12 protein-coding genes and 2 pseudogenes are annotated in these 14622 nt (G+C 63.9%); 10 read left to right on the forward strand and 4 right to left on the reverse strand.

Annotated elements, in window-relative coordinates:
• Positions 1–435 precede the first annotated feature (435 nt).
• The 3 genes and pseudogenes from AB0B96_RS32095 to AB0B96_RS32105 form a co-directional block, all read left to right on the forward strand.
• Positions 436–1207, forward strand: a pseudogene (locus AB0B96_RS32095) (IS256 family transposase); the annotation flags it as partial.
• 55 nt (positions 1208–1262) lie between these two features.
• Entirely contained in the window at positions 1263–3338 is a 2076-nt protein-coding gene (locus AB0B96_RS32100; protein ID WP_362904768.1) for an ISAzo13 family transposase, read from the forward strand.
• A 7-nt stretch (positions 3339–3345) separates the two neighbouring features.
• A pseudogene (locus AB0B96_RS32105) lies at positions 3346–3825 on the forward strand (transposase); the annotation flags it as partial.
• Between the two features lie 148 nt (positions 3826–3973).
• On the opposite strand, the gene AB0B96_RS32110 reads toward AB0B96_RS32105, so the two are convergent.
• The 3 genes from AB0B96_RS32110 to AB0B96_RS32120 all read right to left on the reverse strand — a co-directional run bounded on the left by AB0B96_RS32110 (position 3974) and on the right by AB0B96_RS32120 (position 7329).
• Positions 3974–5062, reverse strand: a complete 1089-nt coding sequence (locus AB0B96_RS32110) for an SIS domain-containing protein (RefSeq protein ID WP_362904770.1) — start codon at positions 5060–5062, stop codon at positions 3974–3976.
• Positions 5063–5137: 75 nt separating this feature from the next.
• Entirely contained in the window at positions 5138–5962 is an 825-nt protein-coding gene (locus AB0B96_RS32115; protein WP_362904772.1) for a BtpA/SgcQ family protein, read from the reverse strand.
• A 143-nt stretch (positions 5963–6105) separates the two neighbouring features.
• Entirely contained in the window at positions 6106–7329 is a 1224-nt protein-coding gene (locus AB0B96_RS32120) for a helix-turn-helix transcriptional regulator (RefSeq protein WP_362904774.1), read from the reverse strand.
• Positions 7330–8288: 959 nt separating this feature from the next.
• On the opposite strand from AB0B96_RS32120, the gene AB0B96_RS32125 reads away from it, so the two are divergent.
• The 7 genes from AB0B96_RS32125 (at position 8289) to AB0B96_RS32155 (ending at position 13469) form a co-directional block, all read left to right on the forward strand.
• The gene (locus AB0B96_RS32125; protein ID WP_362904776.1) at positions 8289–8639 is read left to right on the forward strand and encodes a hypothetical protein; all 351 of its coding nucleotides are present in this window, start codon (positions 8289–8291) and stop codon (positions 8637–8639) included.
• Positions 8596–9180 carry an ATP-binding protein gene (locus AB0B96_RS32130; RefSeq protein ID WP_362904778.1) on the forward strand — a complete coding sequence of 195 codons (585 nt, stop codon included), beginning with the start codon at positions 8596–8598 and terminating at the stop codon, positions 9178–9180. The genes AB0B96_RS32125 and AB0B96_RS32130 overlap by 44 nt, the downstream gene beginning before the upstream one ends.
• A 305-nt stretch (positions 9181–9485) precedes the next feature.
• Positions 9486–9737 carry a hypothetical protein gene (locus tag AB0B96_RS32135; RefSeq protein ID WP_362904780.1) on the forward strand — a complete coding sequence of 84 codons (252 nt, stop codon included), beginning with the start codon at positions 9486–9488 and terminating at the stop codon, positions 9735–9737.
• Positions 9706–10230: a DUF6879 family protein gene (locus AB0B96_RS32140; RefSeq protein WP_362904782.1), complete on the forward strand. Its 525-nt coding sequence runs from the start codon at positions 9706–9708 to the stop codon at positions 10228–10230. Before AB0B96_RS32135 ends, AB0B96_RS32140 begins: the two co-directional genes overlap by 32 nt.
• Before the next feature lie 25 nt (positions 10231–10255).
• Entirely contained in the window at positions 10256–11104 is an 849-nt protein-coding gene (locus AB0B96_RS32145; RefSeq protein WP_362904784.1) for a DUF5753 domain-containing protein, read from the forward strand.
• Positions 11105–11290: 186 nt separating this feature from the next.
• Positions 11291–12250 carry a methyltransferase domain-containing protein gene (locus AB0B96_RS32150; protein WP_362904786.1) on the forward strand — a complete coding sequence of 320 codons (960 nt, stop codon included), beginning with the start codon at positions 11291–11293 and terminating at the stop codon, positions 12248–12250.
• Between the two features lie 31 nt (positions 12251–12281).
• Positions 12282–13469, forward strand: coding sequence for a protein kinase (locus AB0B96_RS32155; protein ID WP_362904925.1), 1188 nt, complete (start codon positions 12282–12284; stop codon positions 13467–13469).
• 143 nt (positions 13470–13612) lie between these two features.
• Here the strand turns inward: AB0B96_RS32155 and AB0B96_RS32160 are convergent, their stop codons facing one another.
• Positions 13613–14614, reverse strand: a complete 1002-nt coding sequence (locus AB0B96_RS32160; RefSeq protein ID WP_362904788.1) for a hypothetical protein — start codon at positions 14612–14614, stop codon at positions 13613–13615.
• Positions 14615–14622 lie beyond the last annotated feature (8 nt).

Below are 14622 nucleotides of genomic sequence, written 5' to 3' on the forward strand. Positions count from 1 at the left end.
GGGGCATCGCGATCCATCCCGGTTCATGTCAGCGGGCGCCGCTTTGAAGGCATCGAATCACAACCGCCCTTATTGATCTTGGTGAGATCACCTCATTGAGTCAATCTCCGAATCTCATACCGCAATCTGAACTCTGATCCACTTTTCAGTGGCGCTTCTCTCCCTCAACATCAGGAGGCCGCCATCTGCTACTGAGCAGATCGTAAGTTTCTGGACTATCGGTGTTATAGGCCGATATAGGCCAGGTGGGGGTCGGTGAAGAATGCCTGGACGATGTCGGGGCGCTTTTGTAGCCGGTGCGTGCCGCTGTGCATGGCTGCGGCCGGTTCGTTTTCGTCGGTAAGGTTGCCCAGCTAGCAGGCGTGGCACCGTGAAATGAGGACGGCCATCGCGTGATCCTTCGAGTGCGAACTTCAAGATCGAAGGAGAGAAGCGATGGCCGCGACCAACAGTGTGGACCCTGCCGCGTGGCTGGCTCAGCAGATCGAGCACGGCGATCCGGATCTGTTGCGATCCATGGTGAAGACCATGGCCGAGACGTTGATGTCGGCCGAGGCCGACGGCCTGTGCGGCGCCGGCTACGGCGAGCGCAGCGATGAGCGGACCAACCGGCGCAGGCGGCTACCGCAGCCGGGAGCGGGACACCCGCGCGGGCACCATTGAGCTCGCCATTCCCAAGCTGCGCTCGGGAAGCTACTTTCCCGACTGGCTGCTGCAGCGCCGTCGGCGGGCCGAGCAGGCGCTGATCAGCGTGGTGGCCACCAGCTATCTGCTCGGGGTCTCCACCCGCCGCATCGACAAACTCGTCGAGCAGCTCGGCATCACCGGGATCTCCAAGAGCCAGGTCAGCCAGATGGCCAAGATCCTCGACGAGCAGGTGGAGGCCTTGCGGACCCGCGCCCTGGACGCCGGGCCGTATGCCTTCGTCTGGCTGGACGCGCTGACGCAGAAGGTCCGCGAGGGCGGGCGGACGGTCAACGTCCACGTCCTGGTCGCCACGGCGGTCAATGCCGACGACCGCCGGGAGATCCTCGGGCTGGAGGTGTCGGCGGCCGAGGACGGCGCCGGCTGGCTGGCCTTCCTGCGCAGCCTGGTCGCCCGCGGCCTGGGCGGGGTGCAGCTCGTCATCTCCGATGCCCACCATGGTCTGGTCGAGGCGATCGGCGCCACCATGCCGGGCGCGTCCTGGCAGAGGTGTCGCACCCACTGAAGCTGTAAGGAAATAACGCGACGATTCGATCTTTCGGGTTGGATGTCATGTTATGGCGACCTTGCCCGGCGTTCTCGATCAGCTGGCGTTGAAGTTCGAGGTCGTGCTGCCGCATCTGAACGAGCGGCAGCGGCGGTTGCTGATGGCGGCCGAGGCCCGGTTACTGGGGCATGGCGGGGTTCGTGCGGTCGCTCGGGTCGCCGGGGTCAGCGAGTCCACCGTGCGAAAGGGCGTGTTCGAACTCGAGGACGGCGAGGATGTGCTACCGGACGGGCGGGTGCGTCGTGAGGGCGGTGGGCGTAAGAGCGTCGAGGAGCAGGACCCTCGGGTGCTGCCGGCGTTGTTGGCGCTGGTCGAGCCGGACGAGCGGGGCGACCCGGAGTCGCCGCTGCGGTGGACGGCCAAGTCGCTGCGGCGCCTGGCGGAGGAGTTGGCCCGGCGGGGGTATCGGATATCACCGCCCACGGTCGGGCGGCTGCTGCGTGAGAACGGGTTCAGCTTGCAGGGCAACGCCAAGACCTTGGAAGGAAAGCAGCACCCGGAGCGGGACGCGCAGTTCCGCTACATCAACGAGCAGGTCAAGGACCATCAGGCCGCAGGCGATCCAGTAATCAGTGTCGATACGAAGAAACGCGAGCAACTGGGTCGGCTCCCCAACCCAGGCCGTGAGTGGCGGCCGAAGGGCGACCCGATCGAGGTTGAGGACCACAGCTTCTTCTTCACTGGGCCGGACGTCGAGCAGGCCATCCCGTATGGGATCTACGACATCAGCGCGAACACCGGCTGGGTGAACGTCGGCATCGACCACGACACCTCAACGTTCGCGGTCGCCTCGATCCGCCGCTGGTGGCAGGCCCAAGGCCGCCTGGACTATCCGGACGCCTCTCGGCTGTTGATCACTGCGGATGCGGGAGGCTCCAACGGCTACCGGTTGCGGGTCTGGAAGGCCGAGCTCGCGGCCCTGGCCGCAGAAACCGGCCTGGCGATCACCGTGTGTCATTTCCCGCCGGGCACCTCGAAATGGAACAAGATCGAGCACCGGCTGTTCTCCCACATCACGATGAACTGGCGTGGACGGCCGCTGACCAGTCACCAGGTCGTCGTCAACACCATCGCCTCAACGAGGACCCGCACCGGGCTGCGGGTCGAGGCCGAACTCGACACCGCCTCATATCCGCTGGGCGTCACGGTGAGCAAGGCCCGGTTCGCCGAGCTGCCGATCCGCGCCCACCCCACCCACGGCTCCTGGAACTACACGATCCACCCCGGCCTGGTCGCCGCCGACCGGCCACCCGTCGTCGGCACCGACCGCGCGCAGATCCGCGCTGCCGCACTACGCGCCCTGGCCGACTTTCGGCTGACCGACATGACCGAAGCCCAACTGGACGACCTGGCGCGCCGGCTCGCCACCGCCCAGGCCGCTCGGGCCGAGCAGCGCACCTTCCACCAGCGCGGCGGCGAACGCCGTCGCGCCAAGGGTGCCGGGTCCCACAGCCTGCTCTCCGACGCGGACCGGGTGCTGATCACAGTCGTCTACCTCCGCCAGATCTGCTCCCAGAAGGTCCTGTCGGACATGCTCGAGGTCAGCGACTTCACGATCGGCTATTGGATCGCCGAGACCCACAAGCTGCTTACCGAGCACCAGGTCACGGTCCCCGCCACCACCATGCGGTTCACCACCGCCGAACAGCTGCGTAGTTTCCTGGACAACGGCGACGTCACCGCCCAGCGACCCCGGATCTCCGAAACGCTCTCGCACCCCGCTCTGACCGGGATGAGCCGCGAAGAACTCCGCCAGGTGATCGAGCGACTCACCCCGCTCCAAGCCGCCTGCCTCGAACGCCTCCGCTACCAGCGACGCGGCGGTGAACGACTCCCCGGAGCCCGAGGCGGCATCTTCCAACAGAAGATCACCGACGCCGAGCGGATCCTCGCTGCCATCCTCTACCGACGGAAAGTCTGCACACGGCAAGTCCTCAGCGAACTGTTCGAAGTCAGCCCCCGCACGATCGGCGACACCCTCATCGAGACCCGCCCACTTCTGGAACACGACGCCTACAACCCCGCGCCCGCCCCAACCCGTCACCGGACCGCAGCCGCGCTCCTCGCCTCCATCTCGCCGTGTTGATTCTTAACGGCTTCACTACCTGCGCAACCTGCTGACCACGGTCCCCAAATCAGCCCAGCCGTGGGTGGCGACGCTGGTGCGGACCATCTTCGACCAGCCCGCCACCGAGCAGGTCCGTACCCAGCACGCCTGAGTCATCGACGCCCTGGAGGCGAAGTATCCGGCCACCGCCGAGCACCTGGACGCCGCCCGCGAGGAACTCCTGGCTTTTGCGGCCTTCCCGAAGGAGACCTGGCGGCAGATCTGGTCCAACAACCCCCAGGAGCGGTTGAACAAGGAGATCAGGCGCCGCACCGACGTGGTCGGGATCTTCCCCGGCCGCAGCGCGATCATCCGTCTCGTCGGTGCGGTCTTGGCCGAGCAGACCGATGAGTGGACCGAGGCCCGCCGCTACATGGGCCTGGACATCCTGGCCAAGTGCCGGATGCGCCTGCTGGCCGGCGACACACCGGCACTGAGCTTCCACCCGCAGACACTCACCGCTTAACCTGCAGAAACAGGATCACGCGAAGGGCGACTCATACACCACTTCGCTGGACGTGACCCGGGACGCACCCAAAAGCTGCGGGGTTGTTCACAAGGGAGTAGCAGCGAAGGTCCACCTGTCCGCCAACCCGCGCTGCTGACCGCTGTCCTTATGGTGAAACACGGTTGGTCGTGAATGGCAGCCGGTTCAGGCGTTCAGCTACGAAGCAGGCCAGCGGGCCGGCGAACAGGTGAGACACAAGCCCGGAGAACTCCTCACGAATCGTGCCATGCACCGGCAACACCACGTGGGCGGTCTCAGCCAGGTCTTGATCTCCCTCGTCGGCCACGGCTATGACAGTGCGCCCATAATCACGGGCGCGGGTGGCTACCCGCAGAGCATGACTGCGACTGCGACCCGGCGTGACGATCACTATGGTCGGCATGTCGCGAGGACGCGCCAGAACCTCGACGTGCTCCCACTCCTCCAGGTCCTGCCCTGCGGCGAACACTCCAGCGGCCTCAATGAGTTTCGCGGCGGCGAACAGAGCGGTGCCGTAGCCGGGGCCGCTGCCGAGAACCATCGTCACCGGTGCTTCGGCAATCCGGCCGGCGAGCTGCTCGCACCGCGAGCGCAGTGCCCCGGTGGTGGCTTCGACCGCATCGGCCACAGCCAGCACCTCCCGGTTGAGCACATCGGCGTACGCCGATCGGTGGCCACGCTGTCGCCCCAGTTCGATGGCGGTGAGCAGCAGGCCGAGCAGGCTGGCCTGGTAGGTGCGGATCCCGGGGCAGGGCTGTAGGTCCGCCAGCGGAAGTGTCAAAGTGCGGGCGGCGACCTGAGTGAGCGGGCTGTGCGCGGTGGCGGTGATGGCCAAGGTATGGGCACCGTGCTCAGCGGCTCGCTCCAGCGCCTGGATAAGGCGCCGGTTACCGCCGGAGGCGGAGATCCCGATCATCAGCGCACCCGAGAGCAGCGCGTCACCCTGCTTCCAGCCGGCACCGTACTCCAGCATGCGCAACGCACTCAACGGCTCACACGACACCCCCGCCAACCGATGAAAGGCCATCTGCGCGGCCAACGCGGCGTGGTAGGAGTCGCCACTGCCCACGAGGTACACCCGTGAGATCACCGGTTGCTCCCCAACGACTAACAGACTGCGGATCTGTTCCAGCGCCTGACCGTGCAGAGTGCGCAAGTCCCCGGCCAGGGCATCTGCCTGGCGCAACATCTCCGCGAGAGTGTAGGAGGGGGTCATCGTGTTCCTCCTTGTCTTCTGCCACCGTCAGCACCGAAGCTCACCTTCTGCCGACCTCATCGCCGAGGGCCGAACTCACCGTGCTCCCGCACGCACGATGTCCACGTACGCCTTGACCTTGTCGGCGACGATGGCGCTGCCCCAGCCGTCACCCTCCAGGCATGTCCCGACGAATACACCGTCGGCACCTTCGGGCGAGCCCAGCAGCCGGGCGGCGTTGTCGTGGTTGGTGTGGCCGGCCAGGATGATCGGCAAATCCGGCGCAGCGGCACGTACCGAGGCGATCATCTCCAGCACTCGCGCCTCATCGGAGTGGCATAGCGACACCGCGTCCGCGCCGACCTGGCGGGCCGCCCTGGCGACATCGGCGACCGTCCTGCCGCCGCCAAACCATGTGTAGTGCATCGACTCCACCTCGGCGATGATCTTCACATCCCAGGCATCGATCTTCTTGCGGTACTCCATCACCGCCAGCGGATCGGCTTCGACCATGCCATGTGTGGTGAGCGTCGCCCCTACGATCGCGCCTGCCCGTACGAAAGCACCGCCGGCGACTTTGGCGACGGCCAGCGATGCCTGCACCGCGTTGCGCATCAGCTGCACACCTACCCGGAAGTCGGGGCCGACGGCATCGGTGACCGCACGGGTGATGAGACTGAGCGCGGCGATCCGCGCGGGATCACTCTCCTCACCGGGGGCGTAGACCCGATCCACCGTTTGAATCAGACCTCCGTCCGCGCCGCCGTCGTACAAGGCGCGCGCCGAGTCCACCGCCGTTCGCAAGATCTGCGGGAAGCTGCCCTCGCGGTGAAACGGGGTGCCTGGCAGCGGCTGCAGATGGATCATGCCCAGCACGACGGGTTTGCGGCCCAGCCACTGCGCATCGCCCCTGTCCAGCACACGGACCTCCCTGGGGTGCGAGCGACCGCCCACGTCGCCTGACCAGCGTCAAGATCGATGAAGCGCTTCCACGTTCTCACCTTCTCGCCGATCGCGACAGAGCACGGCTATGACGATGTCCACAACCGGCCATCCCGGACATGTCAGAGAATATGCATCCGAACGCCCAGTCGACGGATCCGCTCCCGGTAGCTGTACCGCTCCAGGTCCAGCAAGGTCCGTACGGCCTGCTGGGCCATCGGATGGTTGCGGACAAGTTGGGGAGCCACCTTCTCCGCGTACTCCATTTCGGCCAGGGCGTCGTCGCGTTTGCCACACCAGAGCAAGCCTCGGGCGTGGTCGAGATGGTGGTGTCCGACGCGATTGGCCTGAAGGCCCTTCGGTAGGCGAACCTTCTTTCCCAGGGTCACGGCTCGGGGGCCGTCACCGAGTTCGACGGCGACGGCGACGCCGTGGATGTCGATGTTGTGCTGGTTGCTGCACAGCTCGTAGTAGTTGGTGCGCTGGCGAGCACCGAGTCGGGTGACCGCTTCGGCCGCGAGGCGATGCCGTGACCATGCTTCGTCGGCGTCGTTTTTGCGAGCCGCGGTGATCGCGGCCCGTAACTGAAGGCCGCCCCAGACAGCCAGGGCCTCGGGCTTACCCGCGACGTACTCGTCCTCGATGCTCGCGCAGGCCGCGTCAAGTACGGCGAGCGCGTCGTTCCACGAGGTGCTGGTCCACAGGTTTCGTATCCGCAGGTAAGCGGATACAGCACCGTGGTACGGGTCTCCCGAGCGTTCTGCAGCCCAGCGGACTCGGCTGGTGGCGATCAGGGAGAGGTCCGCGTACCCAAGGTTGTGGGCGACCGAGTTCGCTGTCTGGTAAGCGAAAGCGAGCAGTCCGAACGCCTTGCTCCGGTCAGGCTCGGCGTACAGATGGGTAGCCGCCTGAAGTTCGGAGAACAGGGGCGGTAGTGCGTCGGCCAATTCACCGTAGCGAGCTTCCAGGCGCAACCAGCAGGCGTGCTCGGTCGCGGCTTGAAGGTCAGGCAGTGACCGTACTTCACCGCCCCACTCAGGGTCGAGGTCGTAGCGCTCCAGATGGCGGCGAATCTCGGGGATCGCGGAGTGTCCCCGATCCTCGGCGGGGGTGTCGCCCCGGTAGGGGCGTGCGGTGAGTTCGTTCGGGTGCACACGCAACACTCGGGCGACGGTGTTGATCAATGCGATGGAGTCAAGAGGGATGCTGTCGTTCTCGACGCCGGACACCCAGGACTGCGCTCGGCTGACGCGCCGAGCGAGTTCGGTCTGGGTGATGCCCAGGCGCTTACGCGCACGTCGTACGCGCTTTCCCACGCTCTCCGCCGCCGGGTCTGAGTAGGTCATGGCCTCACGGTAACCCGCCTTGACTCTCTTGACTCCCCTCCTCGTCAAAGTATCAAGGGCGTTGATGTCCACACCTCTCCGCACTCATAACTTCACTTTCCGTGAGGATGGATGAGTGTGGGAGTGGCCACTGTTCCCGTCACCTGACGGTCGGAGCAGCTGTCGGACTGACTCCAGTGGAAGCCCGCGGTGCTGGGTCTCTACGGAGGCGCATCGATACAACAGGCCGACGCTCCTGTTCGTGCAGCGCGAACCCGTCGTGTAGTGCGACGGACGGAATCGCCATGTGGGAGATCGGCTGGAACGTCCGTTACGGGCATGCCCTCCATGCGTGCAGCCGGCCGGGGCGTCCCTCGTCCCGATACGCCGAACTCCGTGAAGCACATCAGGCGCCGAAGCAGGTGGCCGAACCCACCTGACGAACGCACCGCCCCTCACACGGAAACCCTTTGTCACCAGCCAGGACACGGACATGGCCGGTGATATCGCCAGAGAAAACGGCTCTGCCAGTCGAGTGGCTTCGCCTGGCAGAGCCTCGCCTGCACACCGGAGGTGCAAACTGTGCTCAACCCTAGTAGAGCCATCAAGATCATCCGAGTCCGTTGGCATGCCGAGCGTCCGCCCTCACCCCTGGGCTGCCGTTGGTGCGGTCATCCCCCGTACGCGCACGACGCGGCCAGCCTGCCGCACCGCCCTGGGCACCTGTGGGAGCAGCCCACCTCGGCCCAGGTCCGTACCCGCATGACGGCCCGGCGTCGCCTCGGGCTCTGCGGTCGACTGCCCGCGCCTTCCGTACCGGCCATCGTGACCCCGCGCCCGCCGAGCCACCCCTTCACGGGTTCCCCCACCATCCGAGGACGCCACGCGCGACCGGCCACCCCGCCGTACGGACGTGAATCGCCGCCGGGCACGCGGTCCGGGCATGGCAGGCGCGAGACGCATCGGAAAGGGGTGACGACATGAGCACCCTCTCCCTCGGAAGGGAGAACCTCCGGCACGAACCCGGCGACGACCCCCGCGCGCTGCGCACCCTGACGCTCCGCTTCCCCGACTGGCGTCCCTGGTACGGCCACGCCACCGGACGCTGGTGGGCACTCTCCCCCACCCGATACCGCCAACGCATCGGCCTCCTCGAAGCCGACACCCCCGCCGAACTCGCCGCCCGGATACAGCACATCGAGGACTTCCACCCCCACCCCGAGCAGATCCACCAGGACCCCAAGAGCACCGAAGACAACGAGACCACCGGCAAGGGAGGTGACCGGGATGACCGTACGACTGCTGTCCGTACTCGCCGGAGTGCTCACTGACCGATTCCGGACGACAACCGACGAGCCCAACGGACCGGCCGCCACCATCTGGCCGCCCTACCCCGGCCGAATCCCCGGCTGGTCGACGATGCCGAACCACACCCCCGTCATCTCCCAGCGCTTCCCCGCCACCCGCGACCAGGTCAGAAACGCCCGCACCTTCGTCGCCGACATCCTCGGCGACGACCACCCACTCCGTGACGACGCCACACTCCTCACCAGCGAACTCGCCACCAACGCCGTCGAACACACCACCAGGCCGACTGGCACCCGGCCGATCGACACCGAGCCAACCGGCACCCAACCAGCCGCCACCGAGCCGAAGGACCCGCCACGGGAGTTCGTCGTCACGGTCGCCTTCACCCCGCATGGCGTCATCATCACCGTCCAAGACCCCGGCTCCACACAGATCCCCCACGTCAAGAACCCCAGCCTGAACGCCACCGGCGGCCGAGGACTCCTCCTCGTCAACGACCTCGCCACCCGTTGGGGCTTCCACCGCGACCCCACAGGAACCGTCATCTGGTTCGAACTCACCTAACCACCCGGCGTGGCGACGCGAGTCTGGAGGAGCAGCGCCGCCACGTCCTCAACCATCCCCCCGGCGGTCGAGCACCGGCGTCGGCCGTCTACCGGTGATGAGCGCTTCGCGTACCTCTCGGCTAAGTGGGTCCATGGCAGGCGAGCCGGTCACGCAGCGGGGTCATCAGGGCGAGGTCACTCTGAACGCGGTGACCCGAAGGTTGTCCGATTCCGGTCAGAACAACGGCTGACATGCTGAAATCCTTGACCGGTTCACCGCATCGGGTGAAGGTCGATCCTGCAAGTCCGTGCACACCTGGACACATGGAGATCTTCATGGGACTACGGTTCATCGGCAAGGACCCAGGCAGCGACAACGACCATTCGCCCACGGTGTGGCTCGACGAGATGACTGGCGACCTCATCCTGCAAGGCTGGAAGATCACTGACGCGAAGACCCAGGCGGAGATCGGCGTCGTCCCCGAGAACGAGACGGTCATACGATTTCCAGTACGGATGATCCCGTTCGTTCTGGAGGCACACGATGGAGACGGCTCCGGTCCCGGCGTTCAGTGAGCTGATCTCCGGCACCCAACGGTCGGCGATGCATCTGGAGATGCGTGATGTCTACGATCCCGGCTCCCGCCGGTTCGCGAGCTGGCGGTCCGGCCATCGCGAGAATCCGGCGAACCGTGACGAGTGGTGGAACCCCTTTCACAGCGTGATCGCTGAAGCCGTCGCCCGCGGCGTCCAGGTGCGTCGCGCCCGTGTCGTGTCCGAACCGGTCAGCGACTATGTCCAGTTCGAGTACGACGTCACCTTCTCCAACATCGCGGCCGGCGAACAGGTGCGGTGGCTGCCTAGGCGCCGGGCTTCGGACCTGGCGCTTCCCGGCAACGACTTCTGGGTATTCGACGGCCGCCTGGTTCGGCTCAGTCACTTCGGCGGCAACGGAGAGTTCGTCCAGGACGAGATGACCGAGAATCCCACTGTCGTGAAGCTGTGTGTCGAGGCCTTCGAACGGGTGTGGGAACGCGCCGTCGACCACCACGACTATCGTCCCGCCTGACCTGCTGCTCACCCCCCACACGGTCATGTCCTCGTCACCGTCGTCCAGCGTCCAGCAGGCCCGGGAAGTACTGGCCGGCCGTCTTCGTGAGATCCGCCTCGATGCGAGCCTGTCCGCTCGGGCGCTGGCGGCGGCGGCGGGGTGGCACGAGTCGAAGACGTCTCGGATCGAGAACGCCAGGACCTCACCGTCTGACAAGGACATCAGGACCTGGTGCGAGGTGTGCGGGGCTGCCGAGCAGACCAGAGACCTGATCGCCTCAGCCCGAGCCGTTTCCTCGATGTACGTCGAATGGCGCCGGGTCCAGCGCACCGGCCTCGGGCGGCTTCAGAGGTCTTCCATCCCTCTTTACGAGCGGACCCGTCACTTCCGCTTCTATCATTCGCTCCTGATCCCCGGCCTGTTTCAGACTCCTGGCTACGCGACGGCGCTGATGGGGGCCATCACGGCTTTCCGTGAGATTCCCGACGACATCGAGCAGGCGGTCGCCGTCCGTATGGAGCGTCAGAAGGTGCTCCACTCCGGCGCGCGGTTCGCCGTCTTGGTCGAACAATCGGTGCTGAGCTACCAGGTCGGCGACGCGGAGGTGATGGCGGGGCAGCTTGGCCACCTGATCGCCATGGCGGCTCTGCCCTCGGTCAGTCTGGGAATCGTCCCGTTCGCCACGAGCGGGCGCCCCGTGTGGCCGCTGGAGGGCTTCAGCGTTTTTGATGACATGCAAGTGAACATCGAACTGCTCTCGGCCCAGGTGACTGTCACACAGCCCCGTGAGATCGCCCTCTACATCAAGGCGTTCGGTGGGCTCGCCGACATGGCCGTGTATGGCGGGGCCGCCCGAGCCTTGATCACAAAAGCCATCGACGATCTCCGATAGTGGACTCATCTGCAAGTTCGTAGAAGTTCGTTGATGCCCGAACGCGGAGCCACCTAGCGTCAACCTGGACGGTTACGGTCCGTCACCTTCCGGTGGGTGCACGTCAAGGCGGTGCGACCAAGTGCCGCCGCAGCACCGCGCCCCGATGTCCGGTGAAGACAGCTATACCGCCTGAGAAACGAGGACATGATCGCCCTGACGGCGGTCTGCCGTCCTCGCCAACCCTTTGAAGGAAGCTCGTTCATGATGACGTCCCGGCACAACGACTCCCCTTCCGCTGAGCTGCTGCGCGAGGCTCTCGTCCAGCAGTTGCGCAAGCGAGGATTCATCCGCGACGACCGGGTCGCCGACGCGTTCGCGGTGGTGGAGCGGCACGTGTTCGTGCCGGAGGGTACGCCGCTGGAGGCCACGTACAACGTGGACGACTCGGTGGCGACCAAGACGGACGAGCACGGCGTGATCGTCTCTTCGATCAGTGCGCCGTTCATCCAGGCCCTGATGATCGAGCAGTCGGGGCTCGGGCCGGGGATGAGCGTGCTGGAGATCGGTTCGGGCGGCTACAACGCCGCGCTCCTCGCAGAGGTCGTCGGCCCGAATGGGCGTGTGGTCAGCGTGGACATCGACCCGGAGGTGACCGACCGGGCCAAGGTCCTGCTGGAGGCGGCCGGGTACGGCGAGCGGGTAACGGTCGTGCTGGCCGACGCCGAGCACGGTGTGCCCGCGTCCGAGTTGTTCGACCGGATCATCGTGACGGTGGGCTTCTCTGTCAAGTCCAGCGTGTTGACACACAAGATCTTTTCAGGATGGGCGGGAAACCACGAGCTCTCCAGGCGAAAGCTGTCTGTGGAGTCAGATCCCAATAGTCCCAAATGTCATCAAACCCTTCCCGTCTTCCCCAAAACCTCTAAAGGCATCCGCTATCGGACAAATTCGACAGGGGCGCACTCGTCTCTCTGCTTGCATCAGGCGCTTAATCTATTGCATCAGGTACGTCGATCCCGTATAAGATCACTTCATGTCCAGGGCAAGACGCGGTCAAAGTGGTCGCTACCACAGCTCCTCTTTTTCCCCGAAAAAAAGATGGGGTCGTTGGCGCGACATCGGAGAAGTACGCAGAAGCAAGCCGCTAGTTCGCTTCGTTGTTGACGATGAAGACGTCCATGGAGTAGTAAAGCTCATCCCCAACAGTAAGGAAATAAAAGACAGCTATCGGTTACTTATAGCCGAAAGGCGTTATCGTAACGAAGTTAAGCAGATGGTTGCCCTTTCCGGGGAAGCTGGAGTAATTCCTGTCATCGACTATGACAGGAGCGACGATCCAAGCTGGTTCGTAATGCCGGAAGCGGAAATGCTCGCTAAACACCTAGAGTCGAAGCCAGACTTCTATAGCGCCGTATCGGCGGTGCATCAAGTTGCTGAGACTTTAGCCCGCCTTGCCAAGCAAAAAATTGCGCACCGGGACATTAAACCTGACAATCTTTTCTGGTATGAGCACAGCGCTGTTGTTGGGGATTTCGGGATTGCCGCATGGCCGGGCCGAGAACCGCTCACTTCAACAGGAGAGAAGGTTGGGGCCGTATCTTTTCTAGCTCCCGAGATGCTGAAACGCCCCAAAGACGTTTCCGATAATCTCGCCGATGTTTGGTCTCTGGCTAAAACCATGTTCGTACTCGCTCTCCCGGGTCGGGGTTTGCATCCACCGGGTGGTACTCATGTTGCGACCGCCCGGGAATTTTCTCTATGGAGCGCGGGAGGCAAAGCGGCGGAATCAATTGGCCATCTCCTTGAAGCTGCGACTAGGTTCCGCCCTCATGACCGGCCTAGTATGCAAGAGTTCGCCAACGAACTTGGTTACTGGCTAGAAACACATGCTTCGGATACCCAGAAAGAACCGCCTCGATCTTCGGCAGTTACATCAGGATGGCGCCCTTTAATCCCAATAATTGAGCACTTGAGAAGCTCAAAAAGAACCATTCATGAGCACATGCAACCTGCCATATCAAACCTGTCAATGGAGGTTACCGGAAATCCTCATTCATGGATCACGGAGGACGGAACAAACGGCTTCACAATCGTCCCCATAGGCGATCACGACTTCGAGCCAAATTCCGAAGACGGGTTTGAGCCGGAAGCCGATATCGTATATTCCATCACCACTCCAGACAAGAAACTTCATATAGTTTTCAATGCCATTCTGGAACAGGATTCCGTATACTTGATCGCTGAGATTCAGCGAGTTGCCGAATCTGGAATTCTTCTTGAGAAGCAGTGGCGTAAAGACGCTAGCGTCAAACGACCAAGCATGCATGCGCATCTCAATGAGATCTTCGATGAAGTAGCAAAGTGGATTAGGGAGAACCTCTAGCCTCAAAGCCGACATCTGATGATCGGATTCTTCGCTCGGACGTCTCCTGCAGCAAGGAATTCGGGGCAAGATTCTGGCTCAAGTCTCCACCCACGATGGCCAGTCAGCGCTCCTGCGACCAAGCTCTCTGTGTTCTCCACAGGTTAAGACGGGGCGATGTTATGGCGAACGAACAGGGCGTGAAAGAAGTCCAGGAGGATTCGCTTTCCATCGCGAGCTATCAGCTCATAGCCGCCTAATCGGTAGACCTCATAGCCTTCGAGCCGTAGACGTCGGTCTTCTGAAACCATTTCGGAGTACTTGCGCGTGTCTGGGCGCCGATGGTCGGGATTCATGTCGAAATGATCGGGCGTTCTTGACGATGGAGCATCCGCAGTGAGTGTCGAGTAGTGCTGGACGCCGTCGATCTCGATGACCACGCGGTTTCGGTTCGGGAGCAAGAGTAAGAAGTCCATGCGTTGCCGGGGCAGCGGCCCAGGAGTAGCTGGGGAGCGTCGCAGCTGGGGGTCGTAGTGAAGATAGACCTGTGGAATCAGGGCAGGGAGATCAAGCCCGCCTGGCTGCGGGTAGAAGGCGCCATAAATATCGAACAACATCTCTTCGGGAGGAGAATCTAGAGATGCACGCAGTCGCGCATAAAGGTTGCGGGAGACCTGGATGTCGTCTGCATTGCGCAGATCAGGAACCGTTTCTCGCCACCAGGTGATGAGGTCTCGCCAGGTCAGGCCTGCTGGTGTCAGAGGGCGCGTGTATGTGAGGCAGTATTCGGCGTTCTCGGTGATCTCTAGGTCGTTGTTGATGGCGCTGCGGAGGACGATCTTCGGTTTGGGGCCGTTGGCCGCGAAGATCAAGTTTTTGAACTCGCCATCAACCCCACGGGGTCCTAGGGAAGCCAGGGTCACTTCCAGGTCGGCGTCGTCGTATTCATCCAGGAAGCGCAGCGCGAGGGTCGTCAGCTCGGTGAGTGAGCGTTGGCGTAGCCGTGCCATGACGTAGCGATGCTTGCTCCTGAAAGCTTCGTCCTCGGTTCCAGACTCCAGGCCAAGGGCTTCGCAGGCTTGGGGAAGCTCGTAGGATTTGAACGTTGTCGCGAGCGCGCTGGCTATCGAGGAGCGCAGTGTCTCTGCCTTGACGGGGGGCGCCATAGCGATGA

Source organism: Streptosporangium sp. NPDC049046, assembly GCF_040649155.1.
In the GTDB taxonomy this organism is placed as follows: Bacteria; Actinomycetota; Actinomycetes; order Streptosporangiales; family Streptosporangiaceae; genus Streptosporangium.

What these genes read in the sequence shown, in the direction of transcription:
- AB0B96_RS32100 (WP_362904768.1), top strand. Translation starts at nt 1,263, where the DNA reads ATGGCGACCTTGCCCGGCGTTCTCGATCAGCTGGCGTTGAAGTTCGAG.
- AB0B96_RS32110 (WP_362904770.1), bottom strand. Translation starts at nt 5,062, where the DNA reads ATGACCCCCTCCTACACTCTCGCGGAGATGTTGCGCCAGGCAGATGCC.
- AB0B96_RS32120 (WP_362904774.1), bottom strand. Translation starts at nt 7,329, where the DNA reads ATGACCTACTCAGACCCGGCGGCGGAGAGCGTGGGAAAGCGCGTACGA.
- AB0B96_RS32125 (WP_362904776.1), top strand. Translation starts at nt 8,289, where the DNA reads ATGAGCACCCTCTCCCTCGGAAGGGAGAACCTCCGGCACGAACCCGGC.
- AB0B96_RS32130 (WP_362904778.1), top strand. Translation starts at nt 8,596, where the DNA reads ATGACCGTACGACTGCTGTCCGTACTCGCCGGAGTGCTCACTGACCGA.
- AB0B96_RS32135 (WP_362904780.1), top strand. Translation starts at nt 9,486, where the DNA reads ATGGAGATCTTCATGGGACTACGGTTCATCGGCAAGGACCCAGGCAGC.
- AB0B96_RS32140 (WP_362904782.1), top strand. Translation starts at nt 9,706, where the DNA reads ATGGAGACGGCTCCGGTCCCGGCGTTCAGTGAGCTGATCTCCGGCACC.
- AB0B96_RS32145 (WP_362904784.1), top strand. Translation starts at nt 10,256, where the DNA reads ATGTCCTCGTCACCGTCGTCCAGCGTCCAGCAGGCCCGGGAAGTACTG.
- AB0B96_RS32150 (WP_362904786.1), top strand. Translation starts at nt 11,291, where the DNA reads ATGATCGCCCTGACGGCGGTCTGCCGTCCTCGCCAACCCTTTGAAGGA.
- AB0B96_RS32160 (WP_362904788.1), bottom strand. Translation starts at nt 14,614, where the DNA reads ATGGCGCCCCCCGTCAAGGCAGAGACACTGCGCTCCTCGATAGCCAGC.